This is a genomic window from Kitasatospora sp. NPDC001603, assembly GCF_040298365.1.
Taxonomy (GTDB): domain Bacteria; phylum Actinomycetota; class Actinomycetes; order Streptomycetales; family Streptomycetaceae; genus Kitasatospora.
The window spans coordinates 200968-226222 of the sequence record NZ_JBEPAA010000001.1; the positions used below are offsets into that span (position 1 = coordinate 200968).

24 protein-coding genes are annotated in these 25255 nt (G+C 74.1%); 17 read left to right on the top strand and 7 right to left on the bottom strand.

Annotated features, from left to right (window positions below):
• Window positions 1-41 precede the first annotated feature (41 nt).
• Window positions 42-1028, bottom strand: coding sequence for a UDP-glucose 4-epimerase GalE (gene galE / locus ABT263_RS00920; protein WP_352286272.1), 987 nt, complete (start codon window positions 1026-1028; stop codon window positions 42-44).
• Window positions 1029-1201: 173 nt separating this feature from the next.
• Here galE and ABT263_RS00925 point away from each other — a divergent pair, with 173 nt between their 5' ends.
• Window positions 1202-2344, top strand: coding sequence for a S1C family serine protease (locus ABT263_RS00925; protein WP_502885733.1), 1143 nt, complete (start codon window positions 1202-1204; stop codon window positions 2342-2344).
• 167 nt (window positions 2345-2511) lie between these two features.
• On the opposite strand, the gene ABT263_RS00930 is transcribed toward ABT263_RS00925, so the two are convergent.
• Window positions 2512-3735 (bottom strand): sensor histidine kinase, encoded by a 1224-nt coding sequence (locus ABT263_RS00930; protein WP_502885734.1) that lies wholly within the window; start codon window positions 3733-3735, stop codon window positions 2512-2514.
• 299 nt (window positions 3736-4034) lie between these two features.
• Here ABT263_RS00930 and ABT263_RS00935 point away from each other — a divergent pair, with 299 nt between their 5' ends.
• The 11 genes from ABT263_RS00935 to htpX all read left to right on the top strand — a co-directional run bounded on the left by ABT263_RS00935 (window position 4035) and on the right by htpX (window position 15132).
• Window positions 4035-4451, top strand: a complete 417-nt coding sequence (locus ABT263_RS00935) for an NADH-quinone oxidoreductase subunit A (protein ID WP_329488224.1) — start codon at window positions 4035-4037, stop codon at window positions 4449-4451.
• Window positions 4442-5095, top strand: a complete 654-nt coding sequence (locus ABT263_RS00940; protein ID WP_352286274.1) for an NADH-quinone oxidoreductase subunit B — start codon at window positions 4442-4444, stop codon at window positions 5093-5095. Before ABT263_RS00935 ends, ABT263_RS00940 begins: the two co-directional genes overlap by 10 nt.
• Entirely contained in the window at window positions 5092-6216 is a 1125-nt protein-coding gene (locus ABT263_RS00945; protein WP_352286276.1) for an NADH-quinone oxidoreductase subunit C, read from the top strand. The genes ABT263_RS00940 and ABT263_RS00945 overlap by 4 nt, the downstream gene beginning before the upstream one ends.
• Before the next feature lie 2 nt (window positions 6217-6218).
• Window positions 6219-7172, top strand: coding sequence for an NADH-quinone oxidoreductase subunit NuoH (gene nuoH, locus ABT263_RS00950; protein ID WP_329492143.1), 954 nt, complete (start codon window positions 6219-6221; stop codon window positions 7170-7172).
• A 73-nt stretch (window positions 7173-7245) separates the two neighbouring features.
• Window positions 7246-7800: a NuoI/complex I 23 kDa subunit family protein gene (locus ABT263_RS00955; RefSeq protein ID WP_329488219.1), complete on the top strand. Its 555-nt coding sequence runs from the start codon at window positions 7246-7248 to the stop codon at window positions 7798-7800.
• Entirely contained in the window at window positions 7797-8495 is a 699-nt protein-coding gene (locus ABT263_RS00960) for an NADH-quinone oxidoreductase subunit J family protein (RefSeq protein ID WP_329488218.1), read from the top strand. Before ABT263_RS00955 ends, ABT263_RS00960 begins: the two co-directional genes overlap by 4 nt.
• Complete coding sequence (nuoK, locus tag ABT263_RS00965; protein ID WP_352286278.1) at window positions 8495-8863, top strand: NADH-quinone oxidoreductase subunit NuoK; 369 nt, start codon at window positions 8495-8497, stop codon at window positions 8861-8863. The genes ABT263_RS00960 and nuoK overlap by 1 nt, the downstream gene beginning before the upstream one ends.
• Window positions 8860-10902, top strand: coding sequence for an NADH-quinone oxidoreductase subunit 5 family protein (locus ABT263_RS00970; RefSeq protein WP_352286280.1), 2043 nt, complete (start codon window positions 8860-8862; stop codon window positions 10900-10902). Before nuoK ends, ABT263_RS00970 begins: the two co-directional genes overlap by 4 nt.
• Window positions 10903-10968: 66 nt before the next feature.
• A complete protein-coding gene (locus tag ABT263_RS00975) occupies window positions 10969-12525 on the top strand; it encodes a complex I subunit 4 family protein (protein WP_329488215.1) in 1557 nt (518 codons plus the stop codon).
• A 1-nt stretch (window position 12526) separates the two neighbouring features.
• Window positions 12527-14128 carry an NADH-quinone oxidoreductase subunit N gene (locus ABT263_RS00980; protein WP_352286282.1) on the top strand — a complete coding sequence of 534 codons (1602 nt, stop codon included), beginning with the start codon at window positions 12527-12529 and terminating at the stop codon, window positions 14126-14128.
• A gap of 140 nt (window positions 14129-14268) precedes the next feature.
• On the top strand, window positions 14269-15132 hold the full coding sequence (htpX, locus tag ABT263_RS00985) for a zinc metalloprotease HtpX (protein WP_329488213.1): 864 nt from the start codon (window positions 14269-14271) through the stop codon (window positions 15130-15132).
• A 53-nt stretch (window positions 15133-15185) separates the two neighbouring features.
• On the opposite strand, the gene ABT263_RS00990 is transcribed toward htpX, so the two are convergent.
• On the bottom strand, window positions 15186-16652 hold the full coding sequence (locus ABT263_RS00990) for an aminotransferase-like domain-containing protein (protein WP_352286284.1): 1467 nt from the start codon (window positions 16650-16652) through the stop codon (window positions 15186-15188).
• On the opposite strand from ABT263_RS00990, the gene ABT263_RS00995 reads away from it, so the two are divergent.
• Window positions 16651-17586: a DMT family transporter gene (locus ABT263_RS00995; RefSeq protein ID WP_352286286.1), complete on the top strand. Its 936-nt coding sequence runs from the start codon at window positions 16651-16653 to the stop codon at window positions 17584-17586. The genes ABT263_RS00990 and ABT263_RS00995 overlap by 2 nt on opposite strands.
• A 59-nt stretch (window positions 17587-17645) precedes the next feature.
• Here ABT263_RS00995 and ABT263_RS01000 read toward each other — a convergent pair whose 3' ends face one another.
• Window positions 17646-18116, bottom strand: coding sequence for a DUF7144 family membrane protein (locus ABT263_RS01000; RefSeq protein WP_352286288.1), 471 nt, complete (start codon window positions 18114-18116; stop codon window positions 17646-17648).
• A gap of 327 nt (window positions 18117-18443) precedes the next feature.
• Between ABT263_RS01000 and ctaD the strand changes: the two genes are divergently transcribed.
• From ctaD to ABT263_RS01020, 4 genes are all read left to right on the top strand, one after another.
• The gene (gene ctaD, locus ABT263_RS01005) at window positions 18444-20102 is read left to right on the top strand and encodes an aa3-type cytochrome oxidase subunit I (protein WP_352286396.1); all 1659 of its coding nucleotides are present in this window, start codon (window positions 18444-18446) and stop codon (window positions 20100-20102) included.
• Window positions 20103-20198: 96 nt separating this feature from the next.
• A complete protein-coding gene (locus tag ABT263_RS01010) occupies window positions 20199-20624 on the top strand; it encodes a BlaI/MecI/CopY family transcriptional regulator (RefSeq protein WP_329488209.1) in 426 nt (141 codons plus the stop codon).
• Between the two features lie 3 nt (window positions 20625-20627).
• Window positions 20628-21638, top strand: a complete 1011-nt coding sequence (locus tag ABT263_RS01015; protein ID WP_352286290.1) for a M56 family metallopeptidase — start codon at window positions 20628-20630, stop codon at window positions 21636-21638.
• 173 nt (window positions 21639-21811) lie between these two features.
• Window positions 21812-22213: a YccF domain-containing protein gene (locus ABT263_RS01020; RefSeq protein WP_329488206.1), complete on the top strand. Its 402-nt coding sequence runs from the start codon at window positions 21812-21814 to the stop codon at window positions 22211-22213.
• Between the two features lie 48 nt (window positions 22214-22261).
• On the opposite strand, the gene mug is transcribed toward ABT263_RS01020, so the two are convergent.
• From mug to ABT263_RS01035, 3 genes are all read right to left on the bottom strand, one after another.
• The gene (mug, locus tag ABT263_RS01025; protein ID WP_329488205.1) at window positions 22262-22816 is read right to left on the bottom strand and encodes a G/U mismatch-specific DNA glycosylase; all 555 of its coding nucleotides are present in this window, start codon (window positions 22814-22816) and stop codon (window positions 22262-22264) included.
• Between the two features lie 74 nt (window positions 22817-22890).
• A complete protein-coding gene (locus ABT263_RS01030) occupies window positions 22891-23895 on the bottom strand; it encodes a phosphatase PAP2 family protein (RefSeq protein WP_352286291.1) in 1005 nt (334 codons plus the stop codon).
• A 187-nt stretch (window positions 23896-24082) separates the two neighbouring features.
• Window positions 24083-25201 (bottom strand): aminopeptidase P family protein, encoded by a 1119-nt coding sequence (locus ABT263_RS01035; protein WP_352286293.1) that lies wholly within the window; start codon window positions 25199-25201, stop codon window positions 24083-24085.
• Window positions 25202-25255: the final 54 nt, after the last annotated feature.

Here is a 25255-nt window from a genome sequence, read left to right on the forward strand (position 1 = left end):
CTGTCCCGAACGCCCCGCAGGCGGGACCCGGAGGGCCGGCCCTACCGCCTGCGGGCCCCCGGGTGCCGGGCGCACCAGCCCTCCCAGGCCGAGGTCACCATCTCCTCGACCCCGTGGCGGGCCGTCCAGCCCAGCTCGCGGTGGATCAGCTCGGCGGAGGCGACCACCCGGGCCGGGTCGCCGGCGCGGCGCGGGGTGACCTCGCCGGTGGTGTCGTAGCCGGTGACCCGGGCGATCACGTCCAGCATCTCCCGGACGCTGACGCCCTCGCCGCGGCCGATGTTGAGGACCAGCGAGGTCTCGCCGGGCGGGTCGGCGGCGAGCCGCCGGGCGGCCGCCACATGGGCCGAGGCGATGTCCCGGACGTCGATGAAGTCGCGGACGCAGGTGCCGTCCGGGGTGGGGTAGTCGGCGCCGAAGATCAGTGGGGCGCGCCCGGCGGTGAGCCGTTCGAAGACCATCGGGATCAGGTTGTAGGCGCCCTCGTCGGAGAGCTCGGGCGAGGCGGCGCCGGCCACGTTGAAGTAGCGCAGCGAGACGGTGGAGATGCCGTGCGCCCGGCCGACCGCGGACACCAGCCACTCGCCGGCCAGTTTGGTCTCGCCGTAGGGGTTCATCGGGGCGCAGGGGGCCGTCTCGGTGACCAGCTCGACGTCGGGCATGCCGTAGACGGCGGCGGAGGAGGAGAAGAGGAAGCGCGGCACCCCGGCCTCGGCGACGGCCTCCAGCACGTTCTGCAGGCCGGTGAGGTTCTCCCGGTAGTAGAAGAACGGCCGCTCCACCGACTCGCCGACGCGCTTCTTCGCCGCGAAGTGCAGCACGCCCGCGATGTCCTGGGAGCGCAGGGCGGTGTCCAGCGCGACGCGGTCCAGGGTGGAGCCCTCGATCAGGGTGACTCCCCGCGGCAGCCGGGCGCGGTCGCCGGTGCTGAGGTCGTCCAGTACCGCCACCCGCTCGCCGGCCTCGACCAGCTGGTGCACCACGTGCCTGCCGATGTACCCGGCACCACCGGTGATCAACCAAGTCATGGCGTGAATCCTAGGGCTTGTCCGCCTTGCCCCAGGTCGTGCCCGGTGACGGGCGCGTCGGGGCAATGATTCGGACATATCGGTGAAATGCTGACAAAGATCTCTGTGATCTCGATGGTTCCGCACGGATCTCGACGGCCCCGGTACGGCCGATGGAATCGGAGGCAGCCCAGGTGAACCGAAAGAAGGAACCCACCCGCCCGCTCCCGGCCGGGCCGCGCCCCACCGGCCCCCGGGCGTTCGGCGGGCGACTGACCGGGCCGGCGGCCGTCGCCGCGCTGACCGCGCTGACGGTGGCCGGGTGCAGCAGCGGATCGTCCTCCTCCTCGTCGACCGCCACCACCCCCGGCGCGTCCTCGTCGTCCTCCGCCCAGCCGGCCGGCGGCAACCAGCTCCAGGACGCCTACCAGAAGGTGATCGCCGACGTGCTGCCCTCGGTGGTGCAGATCACCACCGCGACCGGGCTCGGCTCCGGGATCGTCTACGACAACAAGGGCGACATCGTCACCAACGCCCACGTGGTCGGCACCGCCACCACCTTCACCGTCACGCTGGCCAACAGCACCAAGGCCCTGGACGCCACGCTGGTCGCCTCCTACCCGGACTCCGACCTCGCGGTGATCAAGCTGACCAGCCCGCCGAGCGCCCTCAAGCCGGCCGTCTTCGGGGACTCCGCCAAGGTCGAGCTGGGGCAGATCACCCTGGCGATGGGCAGTCCGCTGGGCCTGTCCAGCAGCGTCACCCAGGGCATCGTCTCGGCCACCGGCCGGACCGTCTCGGAGCCCCAGGGCGGTGGTTCGCCGGGCGCCACCATCGGCAACATGGTGCAGACCTCGGCGGCGATCAACCCGGGCAACAGCGGCGGCGCGCTGGTCAACCTGAACAGCCAGGTGATCGGCATCAACACGCTCGCCGCCACCGAGCCGGAGGCCAACGGGGCCGCCGCGCCCGGAATCGGCTTCGCCATCCCGGCGTCCACCATCACGAGCATCGCCGACCAGCTGATCAAGGACGGCAAGGTCACCAACTCCGGCCGGGCCGCGCTGGGGGTCACCGCCCGGACGTACTTCGACCAGAACTTCCGCCCGGCCGGGGCCGTGGTGGTGGCCGTCAGCGCGGGCGGGCCGGCCGCCTCGGCGGGGCTCCAGCCCGGCGACGTGATCACCAGGGTCGGCGACGCCACCGTCGACTCGCTGAACGGGCTCACCAGCGCGCTCGCCTCGCTCACCCCGGGGACCACGACGACCGTCGGCTACACCCGGGACGGCCAGGCCAAGACCGCCGACGTCACCCTCGGCACGCTGGAAACGCCCTAGGGCCGGGCGGGACAAGCCCTGGCCCCCCGGGTCCCCGGCGGCGGCCGCCCGCGCACCGCGCAAGGGTCGGCGGGCGGCCGCCGCACGGGTACGGGCCGGGCTCCGTCACTGCCTCGACGGAGTCCCGGCCCGTTGTCGTGTCCGGCGGGGGGTGCCCGGAGGAACGGTCAGCGGCGGGCGGCGCGGGTGCGCCAGGGGAGCTCGATGGTGACCGTGGTCGGCCCGCCGTCCGGGCTCTCCACCAGGAACACCCCGTCCACCGCCCGGATCCGTTCGGCCAGCCCGGCCAGGCCGCTGCCCGGGTAGGCGGCCGCGCCGCCCTTGCCGTCGTCCCGGACCAGCAGCATCAGCTGGTCGCCGGCCCGCCAGGCGTCCACCGTGGCGGAGCGGGCGCGGGCGTGCTTCGAGATGTTGGTCAGCAGCTCGCTGACGGTGAAGTAGGCGATGCCCTCGACCGCCGAGTCCGGGCGCTCCGCCGTGCCGTCGGCGGCGGTCAGCTCGACGTGCACCTTGACCCCGTCCGGCACCGTGCAGCGGGCCGCCACCGCGGAGAGCGCCGCGTCCAGCCCCCGGTCGGTGAGCACCGCCGGGTGGATGCCCCGGGCCAGGTCGCGCAGCTCCTGCAGGGCCAGCTTCACCTCGCCGTGCGCGGCGCCGACCATCCGGGCCGCGGCCGCCACGTCCTCGGGCGTCTCGGTCTCGCTCAGCTTCTCCTTGGCCATGCCGAGGTCCATCGCCAGGGCCACCAGCCGGGCCTGGGCGCCGTCGTGCAGGTCGCGCTCGATCCGGCGCAGGTCGGCGGCGGCAGTGTCGATCACCGTGCCGCGGTCGTCCTCCAGCTCCCGCACCCGCTCGGAGAGCGCGGCCGGGTAGAGCAGGACCTCCACCAGCATCCGGTCGATCGCCGCCTGGAATCGGACCACCCAGGGCAGCACCGGCCAGCCGACGATCACGCAGATCAGCGTCACCGCGAAGCTCAGCAGGCCCCAGGGCAGCAGCAGCACGTTGTAGAGCGCCGAGCGCCAGCTGAGCGGGTCGGTGAGGTAGGCGATCGCGTAGCCGGTGATCCCCGGCCGGTTCCGGCGCACCGGCTCCGGCTCGCGCACCTCGGAGCCGAGCACCGAGCGGGCCCGGCGGCGGGCGAGGGCGCCCAGGAGTCGGCATCCGGCCAGCCCGGCGGCCAGCAGCGGCAGGCCGATCACGGTGATGGAGAGCGCCAGCCCGACGGAGAGCAGGACGACGGTGAAGACGAACCCGGCGAGGCCGAGCGGCAGATTGAGCATCAGCTGCCCGGCCTGCCGCCACATCCGCGCGCCGTACAGCGGGGCGCGCTCGGGGCCCGCGTCCTGCTCCTTGAGGGCATCCGCGGCGCGGCGGTGCAGTGGCTTCATGTCGGATCTACCGTCCCTTGGGGTCGAGCTGGTGATCCAAGCTTCCCCGGTCGGGGGCGCGCGGGGCCATGGGGGTGATACGTCTTCCCACCCGGGGGTTATCCCCACCCCCGGCCGGGGCGGCCGGCGGGCGCGGTCGTCCACCGAATGTCCATCGGCCGTCTTGCGGATCGGGCGGGATGCGGTGCTCCACGGCCGTGCACTTAGACTCACGCATTGGCGATGGTTATGACCGTGTAAAGAAACGTCGTAGAACTGCCGTGAGGGCGGTTTTCCCAGGCGATGTGGAGGCGAGGGGCATGGAGGGGCAGCCGGCAGCTGCCGTCGCGGCCGACCCGGCCGCCGGCAGCGGCTACTTCGACGCGTACGCCGCGATGGGCCTGCTCGCCGTCGTCGGCGTGCTCTTCGTCGCCGTGGCGTTCACCGCCAACCGGCTGCTGCGGCCGGTGGTGTACTCGCCGGAGAAACTCCTCGCCTACGAGTGCGGCGTGGACCCGGTGGGAGAGGACTGGGCGCACACCCAGATCCGCTACTACGTCTACGCCTTCCTGTACGTGATCTTCGCGGTGGACGCGATCTACCTGTTCCCGTGGGCGACCGTCTTCGCCGCCGCCGGCTACGGCGCCGGGACGCTGATCGAGATGTTCGTCTTCATCGGCTTCCTCGCGGTCGGGCTGCTCTACGCCTGGAAGAAGGGCGTTCTGGAATGGACGTGACCCACAACCACTCGCACGCGCACGGCGCCGAGGGGGCCGGAGGCCCGGTACCGCTCGGTCTGCCGGACCCGTCGCGCCCCGGTGCGGCCGTCGGGCGGAGCAGCCTCGGCCCGCTCGCCCGGCTGGCGCCGGACCCGGTCAAGGTCGTCCTGAACTGGGGCCGCCGCTACAGCCTCTGGTGCTTCAACTTCGGCCTCGCCTGCTGCGCGATCGAGTTCATCGCCGCGTCGATGGCCAAGCACGACTTCATCCGGATGGGTGTGATTCCGTTCGCGCCCGGCCCCCGGCAGGCCGATCTGATGATCGTCTCGGGGACGGTGACCGACAAGATGGCGCCCGCCGTGAAGCGCCTCTACGAGCAGATGCCCGAGCCGAAGTACGTCATCTCCTTCGGCGCCTGCTCCAACTCCGGCGGCCCCTACTGGGACTCCTACTCCGTCACCAAGGGCGTCGACCAGATCATCCCGGTCGACGTCTACGTGCCCGGCTGCCCGCCCCGGCCGGAGGCCCTGCTCCAGGGCATCCTCAAGCTCCAGGAGAAGATCGCCGCCGAGTCGCTGCCCGGCCGGTACGCCGCGCCCGCGAGCGCGCTGCGCCGCCCGCTGGTGGCCGGCCCCGCGCCGTCCGAAGGAGGCGTCTCGTGAGCACCGCCGAGCAGTTCGCGGCGTCGGTCGGCGAGTGGGCCACCGGCGCCGAGGCGTACGGGCTGGTCACCGTCGACGTGCCCGCCGAGCACTGGATCGAGGCGCTCACCGCGGCCCGGGACGTCCTGGGCCTGCGGTTCTTCGACTGGCTGAGCGCCGTCGACGAGCTGGCCGAGGGCTTCTCGGTGGTCGCCCACCTGGCCGCCGCGGACGGCCCCGGGGTGCGGCACCTGGCGCTGCGCACCAGGGTGGCGCGGGCGGGGGCCGCCCTGCCGACCGCCGTCGAGGTGTACGCGGGCGCCGGCTGGCACGAGCGCGAGACGCACGAGATGTTCGGCATCGACTTCCCCGGGCACCCCCACCTGGTCACCCTGCTGCTGCCGGACGGCTTCGAGGGGTTCCCGCTGCGCAAGGAGTTCGTGCTCGCGGCCCGGGTCGCCAAGGCCTGGCCGGGCGCCAAGGAGCCGGGCGAGTCCGACCACGGTGACGGACCGGCGCGGCGCAAGATGCAGCCGCCCGGCGTCCCGGACCCGAACGAGTGGGGCCCGCTCAAGGGCACCCTGCCGCCGGTGGCCGAGCGGCCCGCGCGCGGTGCGCGGGCGGCCGGCGCGGCGGCCCGTACGCCCCGGGCCGGTGCGGCCGCCGCTCCGGCCGAGGGCGGGCCCGCCGTCCGGGCCGACCGGCCGCGCCGGACCAGGTCGGTCGACGCGGGCTCGGTGAGCCAGGCCGCCGAGACCGTCGCCGAGGGAGCCGCCGCCGAGGCGGCGCCACCGGTGCGGGCCGACCGGCCGCGCCGGACCAGGTCCGTCACGGACGGCTCGGCGAGCCAGGCCCCCGCCGGGGAGCCCGTCGTGGAGAGCGCCGATCCGAAGCCCGGGCGGCCGGCGCCGGCCCGGACCCAGTCCGCGGACGCGCCCTGGCACGCCCCGGTGCCCGCGCACGGCTCCGAGGCCGAGGGCACTGCCGCGCCCGAGAGCGCACCAGAGACCGAGGCCGCCGCCGCGCCCGAGGCGCCCGGCGAGGCGGCCGGTGCGACCGGACCGGAGGACGGGAAGCGCGCGGAGGACGGGACGAAGGAGACGCCGGCCGACCCGGCCGACCAGGACGGAGACAGCACGTGAACCTGCTCGACACGCTGCTGCGCTGCGTCGCCACCCTCGTCGTCTTCCTCACCTTCCCCCTGGTCATCGGCCAGACCGAGCACAAGGTGATGGCGCACATGCAGGGCCGGCTCGGTCCGATGTACGCCGGCGGCTTCCACGGCTGGGCGCAGCTCGTCGCCGACGGCGTGAAGTTCGCGCAGAAGGAGGACATCGTCCCGGCCGGGGCGGACCGCAGGATCTTCCAGCTGGCGCCCGCCGTCTCCCTGCTGCCCTACCTGTTCGTGCTGCTCGCCATCCCCGTCGGGCCGGACGGCCTCGTCGGCCAGGCGATCGACGCCGGCCTCTTCTTCGTGCTGGCCGTGATGGGCGTCGGCGTGATCGGCAAGCTGATGGCCGGCTGGGCCTCGGCGAACAAGTTCTCGCTGCTCGGCGGTCTGCGGACGGCCGCGCAGCTGATGTCCTACGAGCTGCCGATGGTGCTCGCGGCCGCCTCGGTGGCGATGGCGGCCGGCACGCTCTCGCTCCCGGGGATCCTGGACGCCTGGCAGTGGTACTGGATCCCGTGGCAGCTCATCGGCGCCTTCGTCTTCTTCACGGCCGGTCTGGCCGAGCTCCAGCGCCCGCCGTTCGACATGCCGGTGGCCGATTCGGAGATCATCTTCGGCGCGTACACCGAGTACACCGGGCTGCGCTTCGCGCTCTTCCTGCTCTCCGAGTACGTCGGGATCCTGGTGGTCTCCGGGCTGACCGCGGTGCTCTTCCTGGGGGGCTGGCACGGTCCGCTGCCGGACGAGCTCGGCTGGCTCTGGACGATCCTGAAGACCTTCGCGCTGGCCTTCGTGGTCATCTGGCTGCGGGTCACCTACCCGCGACTGCGGGAGGACCAGCTGATGCGCTTCGCGTGGCTCGTGCTGATCCCGCTGGCCCTCGTCCAGCTCGCCCTCACCGGCATCATCAAGGTGGCGATCTCATGACCGAGCGCAGCGAGCTCGTGGCCGACAGGCGTGCGGGGGCCGACGCCCCGGCCCGGCGGAGCGGGGTGGGCGCATGAGCTTCCCCGGCTCCGGACTGGCCAAGGGCCTGGCCGTCACCCTGCGGACGATGACGAAGAAGACCGTCACCGCGCAGTACCCCGACGTGCAGCCCGCGCTGCCGCCGCGCTCGCGCGGCGTGATCGCGCTGCTGGAGGAGAACTGCACGGTCTGCATGCTGTGCGCCCGCGAGTGCCCGGACTGGTGCATCTACATCGACTCCCACAAGGAGACGCTGCCGGCCGCCGACCCGAACGCCCGCGCCCGGACCCGCAACGTGCTGGACCGCTTCGCCATCGACTTCTCGCTCTGCATGTACTGCGGGATCTGCATCGAGGTGTGCCCGTTCGACGCGCTGTTCTGGTCCCCGGAGTTCGAGTACGCGGAGACCGACATCCTGGAGCTGACCCACGAGCGGGACAAGCTCCGCGAGTGGATGTGGACGGTGCCGGCGCCGCCGGCGCTGGACCCGGCGGCCGAGGAGCCCAAGGAGATCGCCACCGCGCGCAAGGCCGCGGACAAGCTGGCCGCCGCCGCCTCGGCGGCGCCGGAGGAGGGTGACCCGCGATGAGTGCCGCCCTGCTGACCGCGGCCGGGTCGCTGGACCCGGCCGCCCGCTCGTTCCTCTCCCCGACCGGGGTCGAGATCGTCTTCCTGCTGGTCGGCGTCGCCGTGCTGGGCTCGGCCGTGATGGCCGTGACCACCAGGCAGCTGGTGCACGCCGCGCTCTGGCTGGTGGTCGCGCTCGGCGGCCTGGCGGTGGAGTTCCTGCTGCTCACCGCCGAGTTCATCGCCTGGGTGCAGGTGCTGATCTACCTCGGCTCGGTGGTCGTCCTGGTGCTGTTCGGGCTGATGCTCACCCGGGCGCCGATCGGGCGCTCGCCGGACGCCGACTCGGGCAACCGCTGGGTCGCCCTGGTGGTGGCGCTGGCCACGGCCGGGACGCTGGTGACGCTGCTCGTCGACGCCTTCCGGACGTCGTGGATCGACCTCGGCGGGGGCGGCGGTTCGGCGCAGGCCACGGGTACCAGCCTGTTCCGGACCTGGGTGCTGCCCTTCGAGGCGCTCTCGGTGCTGCTGCTGGCCGCGCTGGTCGGCGCGATCGTGCTGTCGCGCGGCGCAGGCCGGCGGGTGCCGCCGCCCCGGGCCGCCAAGCTGCGCGCGGGCCGGCCGGTGGGCTCCAACGGGACGGTCGCCGCCACCGCGCCGAAGGCCCCGGCCGAGCCCGCGGCTCCCGCTTCGACGACCTCGGCGGAGGAGAGCTGATGCATCTCGCCTACCCCGTCGTGCTCGCCGCGCTGCTGTTCAGCGTCGGCGTGTACGGCGTGCTCGCCCGGCGCAACGTCGTCCTGGTGCTGATGTCCGTGGAGCTGATGCTCAACGCCGTCAACCTCAACCTCGTCGCCTTCGACGCCTGGCTGCGGGACTCCCTGCACGCCGGCCAGGCGCTCACCCTGTTCACCATCACCATCGCCGCCGCCGAGATCGGCCTCGGGCTCGCCATCGTCCTGCTGCTCTTCCGGGCCCGGGGCACCGCGGACATCGACCGGGCCACCGCGCTCGGTGATCCCGCCGAGTCCGCCGAGGAGGCGCCGGCCGGCGCCGGGGCACTGAAGGGCCAGGCCGCCGCATGAACCTCGCCCTGCCCGTCCTCGTCCCCGTCCTGCCCGCGCTCGGATCGGCCGCCACCCTGGCCGTCGGCAGGCGCGCGCCCGGTCTGGCCCGGCCGCTGGCGATCGTGCCGGTCGCCGTCTCGGCCGTGCTCGCCCTGGTGGTCGCCCTCCAGCTGGGCACCGGCCAGGTGCTGGAGGCCGGCACCCGGCTCACCCCGACCGGCGGGCCGGACCTCACGCTCGGCCTCTACCTGGACGGCTACAGCTCGCTGATCTCCGTGCTGGTCGGCCTGGTCGCCACCTGCGTGCAGGTGTACTCGACCGCCTACCTCAAGGACGACCCGCGCTACCCGTCGTACGCGGCGCTGGTCTCGCTGTTCACGGCGGCGATGTTCCTGGTCGTCTACTCGGGCGACCTGATCGTGCTGCTGGTCGGCTGGGAGGTCATGGGCATCTGCTCGTACTTCCTGATCGGCCACCACTGGGAGACCGCGGACGCCCGGTCGGCCTCGCTGAAGGCCTTCCTGGTCACCAAGCTCGGCGACGTGCCGTTCCTGTTCGGCATCTTCCTGCTCGGCGCCGACGCCGGCAGCTTCCGGATCTCTGACGTCCTGGCGGCCGCCGCCGAGGGGCGGCTCGGCCACCCGACGCTGACCGCGCTGCTGCTGCTCGCCGGCGTGGCCGGCAAGAGCGCGCAGTTCCCGCTGCACACCTGGCTCCCGGACGCGATGGCCGGTCCGACGCCGGTCTCCGCGCTGATCCACGCCGCCACCATGGTCGCGGCCGGCATCTACCTGGTCGCCCGGCTGCTGCCGGTCTTCCTGCTCTCCGGCGCGGCGCTGGTGGTGCTCGCGGTGATGGCCGCCGTGACGATGATCGGCTCGGCGCTCTGCGCGCTCGCCCAGGACGACCTGAAGCGGGTGCTCGCCTACTCGACGGTCGGGCAGCTCGGCTACATGGCCGGCGCCCTGGCCGCCGGTGACCGCGAGGCCTCCGTCTTCCACCTGGTCAGCCACGGGGCGTTCAAGGCACTGCTGTTCCTCGCGGCCGGTGTGGTGATCCACGCCGCGCACACCAACTCGATCTCCGCGATGTCCCGGATGCCGGGGCTGCGCAAGCGGGTGCCGGACGCCTACTGGACGATGGGCATCGCGCTCGTCGCCCTGATCGGGCTGCCGCCGTTCTCCGGCTTCTTCAGCAAGGAGGCGGTGCTGACCGCCGCCGAGCACGCGGCCAACGGCGAGGCGCTGACCAACGGCCTCGGCCCGGTGTCCGCGGTACCGCAGGCGGCCGGCTGGATCGTGCTGATCTCGGCCGCGCTCACCGCCCTGCTGACCGCGGCGTACGCGGCGCGGCTGTTCCTGGTGGCGTTCCACAGCCCGGCCGCCGCCGGGGCCGCCGCCCCCGCCGCGCCCGCCTCGCCGGCGGACCACGAGGCCGACGCGCCCTACTCGCCCGAGGTGGACGAGGCCGACCCGGCCATCGCCGAGCCGCCCGCGATGCGCTGGCCGCTCTGGGTGCTGGCCGTCCCGACCATGGCCTTCGGCGTGACGAGCCTGCGCTCGGACTGGCTGCCCGCGCTGCTGGACGGCGGCTCGCTGCGGCCCTCGGCCGTCACCGCCGTGACCGGCACCGGCCTCGCCGTGGTCGGCGCGCTGCTGGCCTACGGGGCCTGGCGCTCCGCCACCGCCCGGCTCGGCGCCGGCCTCCCGCCCGCCGCACCGCTGGGCCGGGTGCCCGAGCAGGCCGGCGCCCCGGCCGCCGAGGTGATCGTCGCCGACCCCGGCCGCACCCTGCTCGGCCCGCTGTTCGGGCCGGCCCGGCACGGCTTCGGCGTCGACCGGCTCTACAGCGCGCTGTTCGTCCGGCCGGTGACCGCCGCCGCCCGGCTGGTCCGCTTCCTCGACCGCGAGGTCGTCGAGACGTACGTGCGCGGCAGCGGGACGGCGGCCGGCCTGCTCGGCCGGGCCGTCCGGCTCGCCCAGACCGGGAACGCGCAGACCTACCTCAGCGCGCTGCTCGCCGGCGTCGTCCTGCTGGCCGTCCTGGTGGCGGTGTAGCCGGATGGACCAGAACAGGCAGCCCCGCCGCCCAGCCCCGCCGACCGCAGCCCGTAGGAGCCCCCGATGAACGCAGTCCTCATCGCCCTCCTGGTGCTGCCGCTGGCCGGGGCCGCGCTGACCCTGGTACCGGCGTTCGGCGCCGACCCGGCCGCCGCCGACCGGCGCGCGCTGCGGCTGAACACCGTGGTCACCGGCGCCGTCCTGGTGCTCGGCATCGTCCTCGCGGCGGGCTTCGACCACGACGGGCCCGGCCGGATGCAGGCGACCACCGACGTGTCCTGGATCCCGGCCATCGGCGTGCGCCTCCACCTCGGCGTGGACGGCGTCTCGCTCCCGCTGATCGTGCTGACCGCGCTGCTCACCTTCCTCTGCGCGCTGTACTCGGAGAAGCGGCTGCCGACCGGGGAGGGCGTCCCCTCGGCCCGGGCCTTCACCGGGCTGTTCCTCCTGCTCGAAGTCGGCATGCTCGCCACCTTCGCGGTGCTGGACCTGCTGCTCTTCTTCCTGGCCTTCGAGATCGTGCTGATCCCGATGTACTTCCTGATCGCCCGCTGGGGGACCGGGGCGAAGGTGCCGGCCGCCAACCGGTTCATCCTGTACACGCTGCTCGGCTCGGCGGTGATGCTGCTCGGCTTCCTGCTGGTCGGCAGCAAGGCGGGCACCTTCGACATGCAGGCGCTGGCCGCCGCGCACGGCAGCGGCCTGAGCCACACCACCCAGGTGGTCGCCGCCCTGGCGATCATGGTCGGGCTGGTGGTCAAGGCCCCCGCCTGGCCGCTGCACAGCTGGCTCCCGGACGCGCACACGGCGGCCCCCACGGTCGGCTCGGTGCTGCTCGCCGGCGTGCTGCTGAAGATGGGGACGTACGGCCTGGTCCGGGTCCTCCTCCCGGTCGTCCCGGACGGTACCGCGACGCTCGCCCCCTACCTGGGCGCGTTCGCCGCCGTCGGTATCGTCTACGGCTCGCTGGCCTGCCTCGCGCTGGTCCGGCCCGGGGCCAAGGGCGACCTCAAGCGCCTGATCGCCTACTCCTCCGTCGGCCACATGGGCTTCGTGCTGCTGGGCATCGCCTCCCTCACCCCGGTGGGCGTCAACGGCGCGCTGTTCGCCAACATCGCCCACGGGCTGATCACCGGCCTGCTGTTCTTCGTGGTCGGGGCCCTGAAGGACCGCTACGGCACGGCGGACCTCGACACCCTGGCCGGCTCCACCGGGGCCGCCCTCTACGGACGGGCCCCGCGGATCGGCGCCCTGCTGGCCTTCGCCGCCGTCGCCAGCCTCGGCCTGCCGGGGCTGGCCGGCTTCTGGGGCGAGCTGCTCGCGATGTTCGGCGCGTTCGACCCGGCCGAGGGCCTCTCGCGCCCCGCGTTCGTCACCTACATGGTGCTGGCCGGCCTGGGCACCCTCCTCACCGCCGGGTACCTGCTGATGGTGGTCAAGCGCGTCTGCATGGGCGACCCGAAGCAGCCGGCCCCGGTGGCCGAGCTCGCCGACCTGCGCCCGTACGAGGCCGTCAGCTGGACCCCGCTGGCCGCCCTCACCCTGCTCGCCGGCCTCTGGCCCGCGCTCCTGCTCGGTCTCTCCGACCCGGCCGTCAAGCACCTCCTCGGGGGTGGCTGACATGCTCGGACCCCAGCTCGCCGCACTCGGACCTCACTCCACGGGGCAGCCCACTGTGACCTCCCTCGCCGTAGCCGACCCGGGCAGCCTGATCCAGTCCGTGGACTGGGTGGCGATCGCGCCCCCGCTGATCGCCGCGCTGGCCGCCCTCGCGGTGCTGGTCACCGACCTCTTCCTGCCCGCGCGCCACCGCAAGCTGCTCGGCGCCCTGGCCGTGGGCGGCCTCGCCCTCGCGCTGCTCGCCCTGCTCCCGCTCACCGGCGGCTCGCCCCGGAGCACCTTCTGCGTGCGGGACGCCGGCTGCTCCTACGTCGCGGACCACTTCGCGCTGGTCTTCCAGCTGCTCGCGCTCGGCGGCGCGCTGATCGCCGCACTGCTCTCGACGCACACCGTGGACGGCCCGGCATCGGACGACCGCTCCGCCGGGGGGCTGCCCGGCGGCGAGTACTGGTTCCTGCTGCTCTCCAGCGCCACCGGCGCCGCCCTGCTGCCCGCCTCCCGGGACCTCGCCACCCTGGTGGTCGCCCTGGAGGTGGCCTCGCTGCCGGCCTTCGCCCTGGTCGCGCTGCGCCGGGACGGCCGGGGCGCGGAGGCCGCGCTGAAGTTCTTCCTCTCCTCCGTCACCGCGACCGCGGTGACGCTGCTCGGCATCGGCTTCGTCTACGCCGCGAGCGGCAGCCTGCACCTGGGCGCCGTCGCCGAGGGCCTGGCCCACGCGCCCGCCCAGCTCAAGCCGCTGGCCGAGGCCGGCGCGGTGCTCACCCTGGTCGGCTTCGCCTTCAAGGTCGCCGCCGTCCCGTTCCACTTCTGGGTGCCCGACACCTACGTCGGCGCCCCGCTGCCGGTGGCCGGCTACCTCTCGGTGGTCGGAAAGGCGGCCGGCCTCTCCGGCCTGGCGCTGGTCACCACGATCGCCTTCCGGCCGTACGCGCACACCTGGGGCCTGGTGCTCGCGGTGCTGGCCGCCGTCACCATGACGGTCGGCAACGTGGGCGCGCTGCGCCAGCGGTTCGACACCCGGTACAGCGCGGTGCGGCTGCTCGCCTGGTCCTCGGTGGGCCAGGCCGGGTACCTGCTGGTGCCGCTCGCCGCCGCCGGCTACGCACGGACCGGGGCGGACAGCCTGGGCGCCACCGCCGCGTACGCGCTGATCTACGGCGTGGTGAACCTGGGCGCCTTCGCGGTGGTCGCCGCCGTCGGCCGCCGGGCCGGGACGAGCGTGGACGAGTTCCGCGGCCTGTTCGCCCGGCGCCGCTGGACGGCCCTGGCGCTGGCCTTCTTCCTGCTCTGCCTGGCCGGGCTCCCGCCCGGGGTGATCGGCCTGTTCGGCAAGGTGGTGGTGTTCCGCGCCGCCGTCGACGCCGGGCTGGGCTGGCTGGCCGTGGTGATGGCCGTCAATGTGGTCATCGCGCTGTACTACTACCTGCTGTGGACGGCGCGGCTCTTCGCCCCGGCGCCGTCGCAGGACGCGGTCACCGCCGTCGCCGAGCGCTGGCTGCCGGCCTCGCTGACGGCCACCCTGGGGCTCACCGCCTCGGTGGCCGTGGTGCTCTCGGTGGCCCCGCAGCTGGTCCTCCAGGTGGTCGGCGGCACGCTGTTCTGAGGCCGCCGGCCGGGGCGGGCGGCTGGGCGGTCCGGGTGTAGCGGTGGTCACAAGGGAACAAGGCCGCCGGGCTCGCCCGTTGAGCGGGCAGAGGGACGAGGCAGCGAGGGCTTCCCCACCGCACCATTGGAGGGCCTGCCGTGCACCGCCGGCACAACGGACTGAGGACCGCCGCACTGCTCGGCGGCCTCTCGGCGCTGATCCTGGTGATCGGCAGCTTCTTCGGCCGCACCGGCTTCGTGATCGCCCTGCTGGTCGCGCTCGGGACCAACGCCTACGCGTACTGGAACAGCGACAAGCTCGCCCTGCGCGCCATGCGGGCCCGCCCGGTGAGCGAGATCGAGGCGCCGCGGCTGTACCGGATCGTCCGTGAGCTCTCCACCTCGGCCCGCCAGCCGATGCCGCGGCTGTACATCTCCCCGACCCCGGCCCCGAACGCCTTCGCCACCGGCCGCAACCCGCGCAACGCGGCGGTCTGCTGCACCGACGGCATCCTCCAGCTGCTGGACGAGCGGGAGCTGCGCGGGGTGCTCGGCCACGAGCTGAGCCACGTCTACAACCGGGACATCCTGATCTCCTCGGTCGCCGGCGCGCTCGCCTCGGTGGTGATGTTCCTGGTGAACTTCGCCTGGCTGGTGCCGTTCGGCCGCAGCGACGACGACGACGGCCCCGGGCTCTTCGGGATGCTCGCGATCATGATCCTGGGGCCGCTCGCCGCCTCGCTGATCCAGCTGGCCGTCAGCCGCTCCCGGGAGTACCAGGCCGACGCCGACGGCGCCCGGATCACCGGCGACCCGCTCGCCCTGGCGAGCGCCCTGCGCAAGCTGGACGTCGGCACCCGGCAGCTGCCGCTGCCGCCGGAGCCGCAGCTCCAGACGGCCAGCCACATGATGATCGCCAGCCCGTTCCGCCCGGGCGAGGCCGGGACGAAGCTCTTCTCGACCCACCCGCCGATGGCGGAGCGGATCGCCCGACTGGAGCGGATGGCGGGCTACCGGGGCTGACGGGGGCCCGCCTGCCCCGCGCCCCCGCCCGCCCGCTCGGCGGCCGGCCGCGTTCAGCCGGTGAGACCCTCGTAGGCCCGGCGCAGCCGGTGGACGCCCTCGGCGATCCGGGCCGGGCTGTCGACGGCGGCATAGCTCAGCCGCAGGTGGGGCGCCGGCGGCTCGGCGGCGTAGTAGGGGCTCCCGGGGGCGACCAGCACCCCGGCGTGCAGCGCGGCGGTGGCCAGCGCGGCCTCGTCGGTGCCCTCCGGCAGCCGCAGCCAGAGGTGGTAGCCCCCGGGCCGGTGCGGGCCGAGCAGACCGGGGAGCTCGCGGCGCAGCGCGGCCACCGTGAGCGTCCGGCGGTCGCGCAGCTCGGCGCCGAGGGTGCGCAGGTGGCGCGCCCAGCCCGGGTCGGCGACCAGTTCCAGTGCCGCCTCCTGGAGCGGCCGGGGCACGAAGAAGCTGTCCACCACCTGGGTCGCCCGCAGCCGCCGCAGGGCGGGGCCGCGGGCGGTCAGCGCGCCGACCCGCAGATTGGGCGAGGTGGCCTTGGTCAGCGAGCGCAGGTGGACCACCACGCCGTCCGGGTCGTCGGCGGCGAGCGGGCGCGGCAGCGCGGGGGAGTCGGCGTGGACCAGCCGGCGGGCGAAGTCGTCCTCGACGACGAACGCGCCGGCCGTCCGGGCGATCCGCAGCACCTCGGCGCGCCGCTCGGGGGAGAGCACCGCGCCGGTCGGGTTCTGGAACAGCGGCTGGCAGACGAAGACCCGGGCCCGGGTGGCGTCGAAGGCCGCCGCCAGCAGGTCGGTGCGCACGCCGTCCTCGTCCACCGGGACGGGGACCGGCCGCACGCCCGCCGCGCGGGCGACCGCGAGCGTCCCGGGGTAGGTCGGCGACTCCACCAGCACGGGTGCGCCCGGGGCGGCCAGCGAGCGGATCGCGACGGTCAGCGCGCTCTGCCCGCCCGCCGTGACCAGGACGTCGCCCGCGCCCAGCGGCCCGCCGTTCCCACCGATGTCCCGGGCGAACCAGGCGCGCAGTTCGGTCAGCCCGTCGACCGGCGGGCGCTCCCAGGCGCCGGGCCGCCGGCCGGCCCGGGCCAGGGCGGCGGCCAGCAGCCGCTCCGGCTGGAGCGAGGCGTGCGGGTAGCCGCCGTTCAGGTCGACCACGTCGGGCGGCGGGACGTTCAGGGTGGCGAACAGCGCGCCCGCGCCCCGGTCGCGCGGGCCCGCGTCGGCGCTCAGCGCGAGCTCCTGCCAGGAGAGGTCGCCGGGCCGGGCGGTCGGCGCGGCGAGCGGCGAACCGCCGCCGGTGGTGCCGCCCGCGAAGGCGGCGGCCCGGAAGACCCCGGCGCCCGGCCGGGAGACCACCAGGCCCTCGGCCGCCAGCACGGCGATCGCCCGGGAGACCGTCACCGGGCTGACCTGGTGGCGCTCCATCAGGGCCCGGCTCGACGGCAGCTTGCGTCCCTCCGGGTAGCGCTCGACCTCCCGGCGCAGGCTGTCGGCCAGATCGGTCACGCTGCTACGCTCGTTCATGACGGCACAAGATAGCGCTACCCGCCCGATCGCGATAGCACCGCAGGCACCGATCGGCTCCGGCAGCTCCGGCAGCTCCGGCGGCTCCGGTACGGCCCTGGCGGCCCTCGGCGTCCTCTCCTTCTCCTTCAGCTTCCCCGCGACCGCCTGGGCCCTGTCCGGTTTCGGTCCGTGGACGGCGACCGGCCTGCGCGGCGCCGTGGCCGGGCTGCTCGCCGCGCTCTGCCTGGCGGCCGCCCGCGTCCCCCTCCCCGCGCGCCGGCACTGGCCCGGGCTGCTGGTGGTCTCGGCCGGCTGCGTGCTGGGCTTCCCGCTGCTCACCACGCTGGCGCTGCGGGCCTCCTCGACCGCCCACTCGGCTGTGGTCATCGGTGTGCTGCCGCTCGCCACCGCCGCGTTCTCGGCGCTGCGCACCGGCCGGCGCCCGTCCCGGGCCTTCTGGTGCGCGGCGCTGGCCGGTGCGGCGGCCGTGCTCGCCTTCACCCTGCTGCAGAGCCACGGGCGGCCGACCACCGCCGACCTCTACCTGTTCGCCGCGCTGGTGGTCTGCGCGGCCGGGTACGCGGAGGGCGGGCGGATCTCGCGGGAGCTGCCGGGGTGGCAGGTGATCGCCTGGGCGGTTGTCGCGGCGCTGCCGGTCACCGTGGTGACCACGGCGCTGGCGCTGCCGGGCGAGCCGGTGCACCCGGGGGTGAAGGCGCTGGCCGGGCTGGCGTACACGGCGGCGGTGTCGCAGCTCGGCGGGTTCGTGCTCTGGTACCGGGGGATGGCGGCGATCGGGGTGCCGAGGGCCAGTCAGCTCCAGCTCGCCCAGCCGCTGCTGACGCTGGTCTGGGCGGTGCTGCTGCTGGGCGAGGAGCTGCCGGTGGCGGCGCCGGTCACCGCGGTGGTGGTGCTGGTCTGCATCGCGGTCACCCAGCGCGCCCGCAGCTGAGACGGCCCGCGCCCGTACCGGCGGTGCGGTACGGGCGCGGGGCGGGTCGGTGCGGCCGGTCAGTACACGTCGTCCTCCGGCCGGTAGACGCAGAGCGCCCAGATGATGAAGACGTCCAGGGCGATCACCACGATCGACCAGAGCGGGTAGTACGGCAGGGCCAGGAAGTTGTCCAGGGCGCTCAGCGCGGTGAGGAACACACCGGCCCAGCGGGCCCAGGCGGCGCCCTTGAGGACGAAGGCACCGACCACCGCGACCAGGGCGCCGATGACGATGTGCACCCACCCCCACCCGGTGAGGTCGAAGCGGAAGACGTAGCGCGGGGTCGAGACGAAGATGTCGTCGTCGGCGACCGCCATGATGCCCCGGACCGCCTCCATGAAGCCGTTGATGAGCATCAGCACACCCGCGAACATCACCAGGCCGGGGGCCCAGTCACGGAACCGGTCGGCCGATGGCGGCGGGGGCGGCGCCCCGGTGCCGGAGCGCCAGGGCGGGGGCTGGTCGGGGGTGGGCGACGAGGTGCTCATGGACTCCTCCTGGGCCGCGGGCCGGCGTCGTCGGCGGTACCCGGCCGGAGCCGGACCGACGGCCAACAGGCGCACGGAAAGGGGTACGGGCCTCGACCGTCCGCCGCGGCCGGGCGCCGGGCAACCGGACCGCGCCTGTTCGGGTGACCGGCCACGCGCGCCCCCGGCGGGGCCGGGCGGCGGCTGGTAGTCGTTGTCCGACTGCTGTCCGGGCCCGGGCCGGCGGGCTCGACCGGGGCCCGGCCCCGAGTACGGAAGGTGCGCCGCGTGACTCTCCTGCCGAAGGACGCCGTGGAGCGGGCTCCGCGCCCGTCGCGCACGCCGCGACTGGACCGCCGGCGGGCGGCCGCGCGCCGACGGCGCGGCCGGGCCCTGGTGGGCTGGCTCACCACCACCGACCACAAGCGGATCGGCACCCTGTACATCACCACCGCGTTCCTGTTCTTCCTGCTCGGCGGGCTGATGGCGATGCTGATGCGGATCGAGCTGGCCCGGCCGGGGCTGCAACTGCTCTCCAACGAGGAGTTCAACCAGCTCTTCACCATGCACGGCACGATCATGCTGCTGATGTTCGCGACCCCGCTGTTCGCCGGCTTCGCCAACTGGATCATGCCGTTGCAGATCGGCGCGCCCGACGTGGCCTTCCCCCGGCTGAACGCGCTCGCCTACTGGCTCTACCTGTTCGGCTCGCTGATCGCCCTCTACGGCTTCGTCACCCCGGACGGCGCGGCCGACTTCGGCTGGTTCGCCTACGCGCCGCTGAACAGCGCCGAGCACAGCCCGGGCCTCGGCGCGGACCTGTGGATCATGGGCCTGGCCTTCTCCGGCTTCGGGACCATCCTCGGCTCGGTCAACTTCATCACCACGATCGTCTGCCTCCGGGCCCCCGGGATGACGATGTTCCGGATGCCGATCTTCGTCTGGAACATCCTGCTCACCGCCGTCCTGGTGCTCTTCGCCTTCCCGGTGCTGGCGGCCGCGCTGCTCTGCCTGGAGTCGGACCGCAAGTTCGGCTCGCACGTCTTCGACGCGGCGAACGGCGGGGCGCTGCTCTGGCAGCACCTGTTCTGGTTCTTCGGGCACCCGGAGGTGTACATCATCGCGCTGCCGTTCTTCGGCATCGTCACCGAGATCATCCCGGTCTTCAGCCGCAAGCCGGTCTTCGGCTACTCCGGGCTGATCGCCGCCACCATCGCCATCACCGGCCTGTCGATCACGGTCTGGGCGCACCACATGTTCGTCACCGGCCAGGTGCTGCTGCCGTTCTTCTCGATCATGACGATGCTGATCGCGGTGCCGACCGGGGTGAAGTTCTTCAACTGGATCGGCACCATGTGGAAGGGCTCGCTGAGCTTCGAGGCCCCGATGCTCTGGACGGTCGGCTTCCTGGTCACCTTCCTGTTCGGCGGGCTGACCGGGGTCCTGCTCGCGGCGCCGCCGATCGACTTCCACGTCTCGGACTCGTACTTCGTCGTCGCCCACTTCCACTACGTCGTCTTCGGCACCGTGGTCTTCGCGATGTTCGCCGGCTTCCACTTCTGGTGGCCCAAGTTCACCGGACGGATGCTGGACGAGCGGCTCGGGCGGATCCACTTCTGGACGCTCTTCGTCGGCTTCCACGCCACCTTCCTGGTGCAGCACTGGCTGGGCGCCGAGGGCATGCCCCGCCGCTACGCCGATTACCTGGCCTCGGACGGCTTCACCACGCTGAACACCGTCTCCAGCATCGGCTCCTTCCTGCTCGGCATCTCCACCCTGCCGTTCCTCTACAACGTCTGGCACACCGCGCGGTACGGCCGCAGGGTCACCGAGGACGACCCGTGGGGGTACGGGCGGTCGCTGGAGTGGGCCACCTCCTGCCCGCCGCCGCGGCACAACTTCGTCACCCTGCCCCGGATCCGCTCGGAGTCCCCGGCCTTCGACCTGCACCACCCCGGGATCGCCGAGCTGGACCGGCGGCAGAACGCCCGTGAGCCGCTGGTCTGAGCGGGCCGGTGGGCGGCCGGGGGCCGGCGGCCGCTCGTTAGGATGAGAGCGCGTCCCGCCGGCTGCGGGGCGCGGCATCCGGAGGGAGTGGCCGTCATGGCAGAGGAGAGGCACGCCCCGGCGGCCGGGGATCCACGGGCCCGCCGGCGAGGCCAGGGCGAGCTGGAGGCCCAGGTGCTGGCGGTGCTCCAGCGGGCGCCCGGCCCGGCCACCGCGGTCTGGGTTCAGGAGCGCCTGGACGGCGGCCTGGCGTACACCACCGTGATGACCATCCTGTCCCGGCTGCACGCCAAGAAGGCCGTCTCGCGGACCCGTTCGGGCCGCTCCTACCTCTGGCAGGCGTCCTCCGACGCGGCCGGGCTGGCCGCACTGCGGATGCGCCGGATGCTGGACGGCGAGCCGGACCGGGACGCCGTCCTGGCCAGCTTCGTCACGGCCCTGCTGCCGCACGACGAGGAGCTGCTGCGGACGCTGCTGGACAGCGCCGGTGCCGACCCGGCAGTGGCCGACCACGAGAGCTGACCCGTGGGCGTCTTCGTCTTCCTCCCGCTCATCCTCCCGCTGACCGCCGTCCCGATCGCCCGGCTCACCGAACAGCACCTGCATCCGCGCGGGGCGTCCCGGCTGCTGACCGTGATCAGTGCGGTGATGGCCCTGTGCAGCGCCGTCTGCCTCGGTCTGACCGGGGTGGTGGGCACCGCCCAGATCCCGGGCAACCCGCTGCCGGACAGCTGGTCCGACCCGGAGGTGCGGGCGGCGCTGCCCTACCACGAGACGGTCGGCACGGCGGCGATCTGCGTCCTGGCCGTGGTGGCCGCGGCCTGTCTGCGCACGGTGGTGCGACACCTGAGGATCCGGGCCCGGGCCCGCCGGGCGCTCGGCCGCGACCTCGGCGGCACGACCGGGTACGGACTCGCCGGGACCGCCGGGTACGGACTCGGCGGCACGCCCGGCGGGCTCCCGGACGACCTCGCGGTGCTGCCGGACGACCGGCCCTACGCCTACGCGCTGCCCGGCTCGCCGGGGCGGGTGGTGGTCTCCACCGGGATGCTGGCCGGGTTGGCGGCCGACGAGCGCGAGGCGCTGCTCGCGCACGAGCGGGCGCACCTGGAGCACCGGCACCACCGCTATCTGCTGATCACCCAACTCGCGGGCTGCGTCAACCCGTTCCTGCGGCCCCTGCAGCAGGCGGTGGCGTACAGCGCGGAGCGGTGGGCGGACGAGGAGTCGGCCCAGGCGGTCGGCGACCGGCGGATCACGGCCCGGGCGGTGGCCCGGGCGGCGCTGGTCTCGCACCGGGCGCCCGCTCCCGGCTTCGCCGCCTTCGCCGCGCCGGGGGCCGTGCCCGGCCCGGTGCCGCGCCGGGTGGCCGCGCTGCTCGGCCCGGTGCCGTCCTCGCGGAACTGGCCGCCGGCCCACACCCGGGCGGGCCTCGCGGCCATGGTGGCGGCGATCGGCACGGCCGCGTCGGCGCTCTGCGCGGTCAACGCGGCGGTGGCGCTGCTGCTGGTGCTGAAGGCCGTCACCCCGCTGTAGGGGCCCGGCGCTGTAGGGGCCCGGCACCGGCGGACCGCGCGTGGCGGGCCGGTTCGGCGGTCGGTTCGGTCGTCGGTCCGGCGGGCGGGTCGGCGGGCGGCGGCGTAGACACGGCGGACAGCGGGCATGGCACGTCATAGGGGTCGGCCGTCCGTCGTGAGAGGGTGCCCACCATGAAGGTGATCGAGTTCGTCCTGAACGCCATCTGGCTGATCTTCTGCGGGATCTGGATGGCGCTCGGCTACGTCATCGCCGGCATCATCTGCTGCGTCCTCATCGTCACGATCCCGTTCGGCATCGCCTCGTTCCGGATCGCCGGTTTCGTGATCTGGCCGTTCGGCCGGACGACGGTGGAGAGGCCGGAGGCCGGGGCGGCGTCCTGCGTGGGCAATGTGATCTGGCTGGTGTTCGCGGGCTGGTGGCTGGCGCTGGCGCACATCGCGACGAGCATCCCGCTGTTCGTGTCGATCATCGGGATCCCGTTCGGCTGGGCCAACCTCAAGATGATCCCGATCTCGCTGATGCCGCTGGGGCGCGAGGTGGTACCCACCGACGAGCGGTTCGGCGCGCGCTGAACCGCCCCCGCGGGCCGGTTGCCGGCCCTCCGGCGGTCCCGGCCCCGGTCACTCCACGGCCTCGCGCAGCCGCCGGAACTCCCGCGCCAGCGCGTCCAGGGTGTAGTGCGCGTTGAGTCCGCTCGGGTTGGGCAGCACCCAGACCTCGGTCTCCCCGAGGCCCTCCGGCTGCCGGCCGACCGCCGCCGTCCGCCGGCCGAAGGCCGTCCGGTACGCGCCGATGCCGAGCACGGCCAGCGCCCGCGGGCGCAGCGCCAGGACGCGGGCGGCGAGCGCGGCGCCGCCCTCGCGCAGTTCGTCGGCGGTGAGCTCGTCCGCCTTGGCGGTGGCGCGCGGGGCGACGTTGGTGATGCCGAGGCCGAGGTCGAGCAGCTCGCGCTGCTCGTCCGGGCGGAACTGGCGCGGGGTGAAGCCGGAGCGGTGCAGCGCGGGCCAGAACCGGTTGCCCGGCCGGGCGAAGTGGTGACCGGTGGCGCCCGACCAGAGGCCGGGGTTGATCCCGCAGAACAGCACCCGGAGCCCGGGGCCGGCGATGTCCGCGATGGTGCTGTCGCGAGCGGCGAGCAGCTGGTCCTGCGTGGGCTTCCTGGGCGTCTCGGTCACCCGCCCAGTCTGCCGGTGGCGGCCGCCGGCCGGGTACGGGGGTGGTGCGGTCCGCACCCGGCCGGGCGGCGCGGCTACCCCGGTACGGCCACCGCCAGCAGCCGGGCCCGGCGCCGTGCGCGCAGCCACCGCACGCCGTAGACCACCGCCGCCGCGTACGCCCAGCCGGCGAGGACGTCGACGATGAAGTGCTCCGCCCCGTAGACCAGGGTGAACGCCATCGCGAGCGGGTACGCGACCAGCAGCACGCGGACCCACCGCGCGGCCGTCGGCCAGAAGAAGAACAGCAGCATCGCCGGGTACGCGGAGTGCAGCGAGGGCATCGCGGCGACGTCGTTGGCGAACCGGCTGCCGTTCTCGAAGACCGACCCGGCCCGGGGCAGCCCGCTCTGCGTCAGCACGTCCGACACCACCCGGGTGAGCGCCGGCATGTGGCCCTCCTGCGCGGTGAGCCACGGCGGGTCGGCCGGGAACAGGATGTACGTCGCGAAACCGGCGAAGGTCAGCGCGAGGTAGCAGGTGAGCAGGTGCCGGAACCGGTCGTGGCGGCGCCGCCAGAGCACGGCCAGCACCACGAAGATCATGAAGAAGTGCGACATGTAGACCAGGACCGCCGCGTAGTCGTACCAGTGCGGCGAACCGGCGGTGTAGAGCCCGTGCTGCAGCCGGACCGTCCAGGTCTCACCGAAGCCGAGCAACTCGTCCGCGCGCAGCTGCGGCCGCCAGTGCGGGGCCCACGGGGTGTGCGCACCGTACCCGCGCAGCAGCGAGTACGCCCAGACGACGGCCATCACCGGCACCCAGTCGCGCAGCACCAGCAGGAAGCCGCGCGTCCCGTGGCCGCTGTGCACGGCGGCGGCCAGCAGCGCGCCGATCAGCCAGCAGAAGACCACGTCGTTGGAGTACGGCAGGCCGTACGCGCGCACGTACCAGAGCAGGGCGACGAGGTAGAGCGGCCACGCCAGGAGCCGCAGCCGCGTCAGTGCGCTGGCGCGCGCACCGGGCAGCGGCCGGGTCACCGGACGCAGCCGCCCGGCGCTCGCGGGTGGGGGCGGCGCCGGGCGGAGCAGTTTGGTCATGCCAGCCGAAGCTAGCAAGGCATTCTTTGAGAACTCTTCACGCGAACGGCCTGTCGTCCAGCAAAGACTCAGAAAGACGCCGGACAGCGGAACGGCCTGGCCCGCGCCGCACGGCCCCGTGCGGCGCCGTGCGGGCGGACTCCGCCGCAGGTCGCGGGGCCGGTCGGCAGTGGTCAGGAGACGGTGGTCAGGAGACGGTGCCCAGCTCGTGGGGCGTGTTGTTGAACCGCCGGCCGCCCTGGTCGGTCACCGTCACGATGTCCTCGATCCGCACCCCGAAGCGGCCGGGCAGGTAGACACCGGGCTCGATCGAGAAGCACATCCCCGGGACGAGCGGCTGCTCCTCGCCCTCGACCAGGTAGGGCGGCTCGTGCGTGGTGATGCCGATGCCGTGCCCGGTGCGGTGGATGAAGTACTCGCCGTACCCGGCCTCGGTGATCACCCGGCGGGCGATCCGGTCGATCTCCTGGCAGGTCACGCCGGGCCGGACCGCCTCGAACGCGGTCTGCTGCGCCTGCCGGACGACGTCGTGCACCGTCCGCAGCTCGGCCGGGACGTCCGTGCCGACGTGCACCGTCCGGGTGGTGTCGGAGCCGTAGCCGTCCTTGAGGCCGCCGAAGTCCAGGACGACGGTGTCCCCGGCCTCGATGACCCGGTCACCCGCCTCGTGGTGCGGGTTGGCGCCGTTGGGGCCGGAGCCGACCACGGTGAAGTCGACCTGGCTGTGCCCGTACTGGATGAGCAGGGCGCTGAGGTCGGCGGCCACGTCGGTCTCCCGCCGGCCGGCGAACCGCACCTCCAGGATGCCGCGGTAGGCGGCGTCCGCGGCGCCGCCGGCCGCGGCCAGCCGCTCCAGCTCGTCGGTGTCCTTGACCGCCCGGAGCATCGGCAGCGCCTCGGTGAGCGAGGTCCAGCCGGCGCCCGGCAGGGCGGCCTGGAGGCCGAGCAGGTGCATCGCCCAGGCGTTGTCCGAGACGCCGTAGCGGCCCGCGGGGTCGAGCAGCGGGACGGCGGTGTCGTAGGGGCTCTCGCCGTCCGTCCAGTCGAGCAGCCGCAGGCCGGGGGCGCCGGTGGCCCGTTCGGCGTCGGGCCGCTCCAACGTGGGGACGATCAGGGCGGGCTCGCGGCCGTGGGTGAGGAGCAGCGCGGTCAGCCGTTCGGTGATCGCGGTCGGCTGGTAGCCGCAGAGGTAGACCAGGTCGGGGCCGGGGGCGACGACCAGGCCGCTGAGTCCGGCGGCGGCCGCGTCGGCGGTGGCCCGGGCCATCCGGGCGGTGTAGTCCTCGGTGGTGAACGGTCGTGGCATGAGGGTTCCTCTCTGCGTCTGTCCCGTACCGGAAGTGCTGCGTCTGCCCCGTAC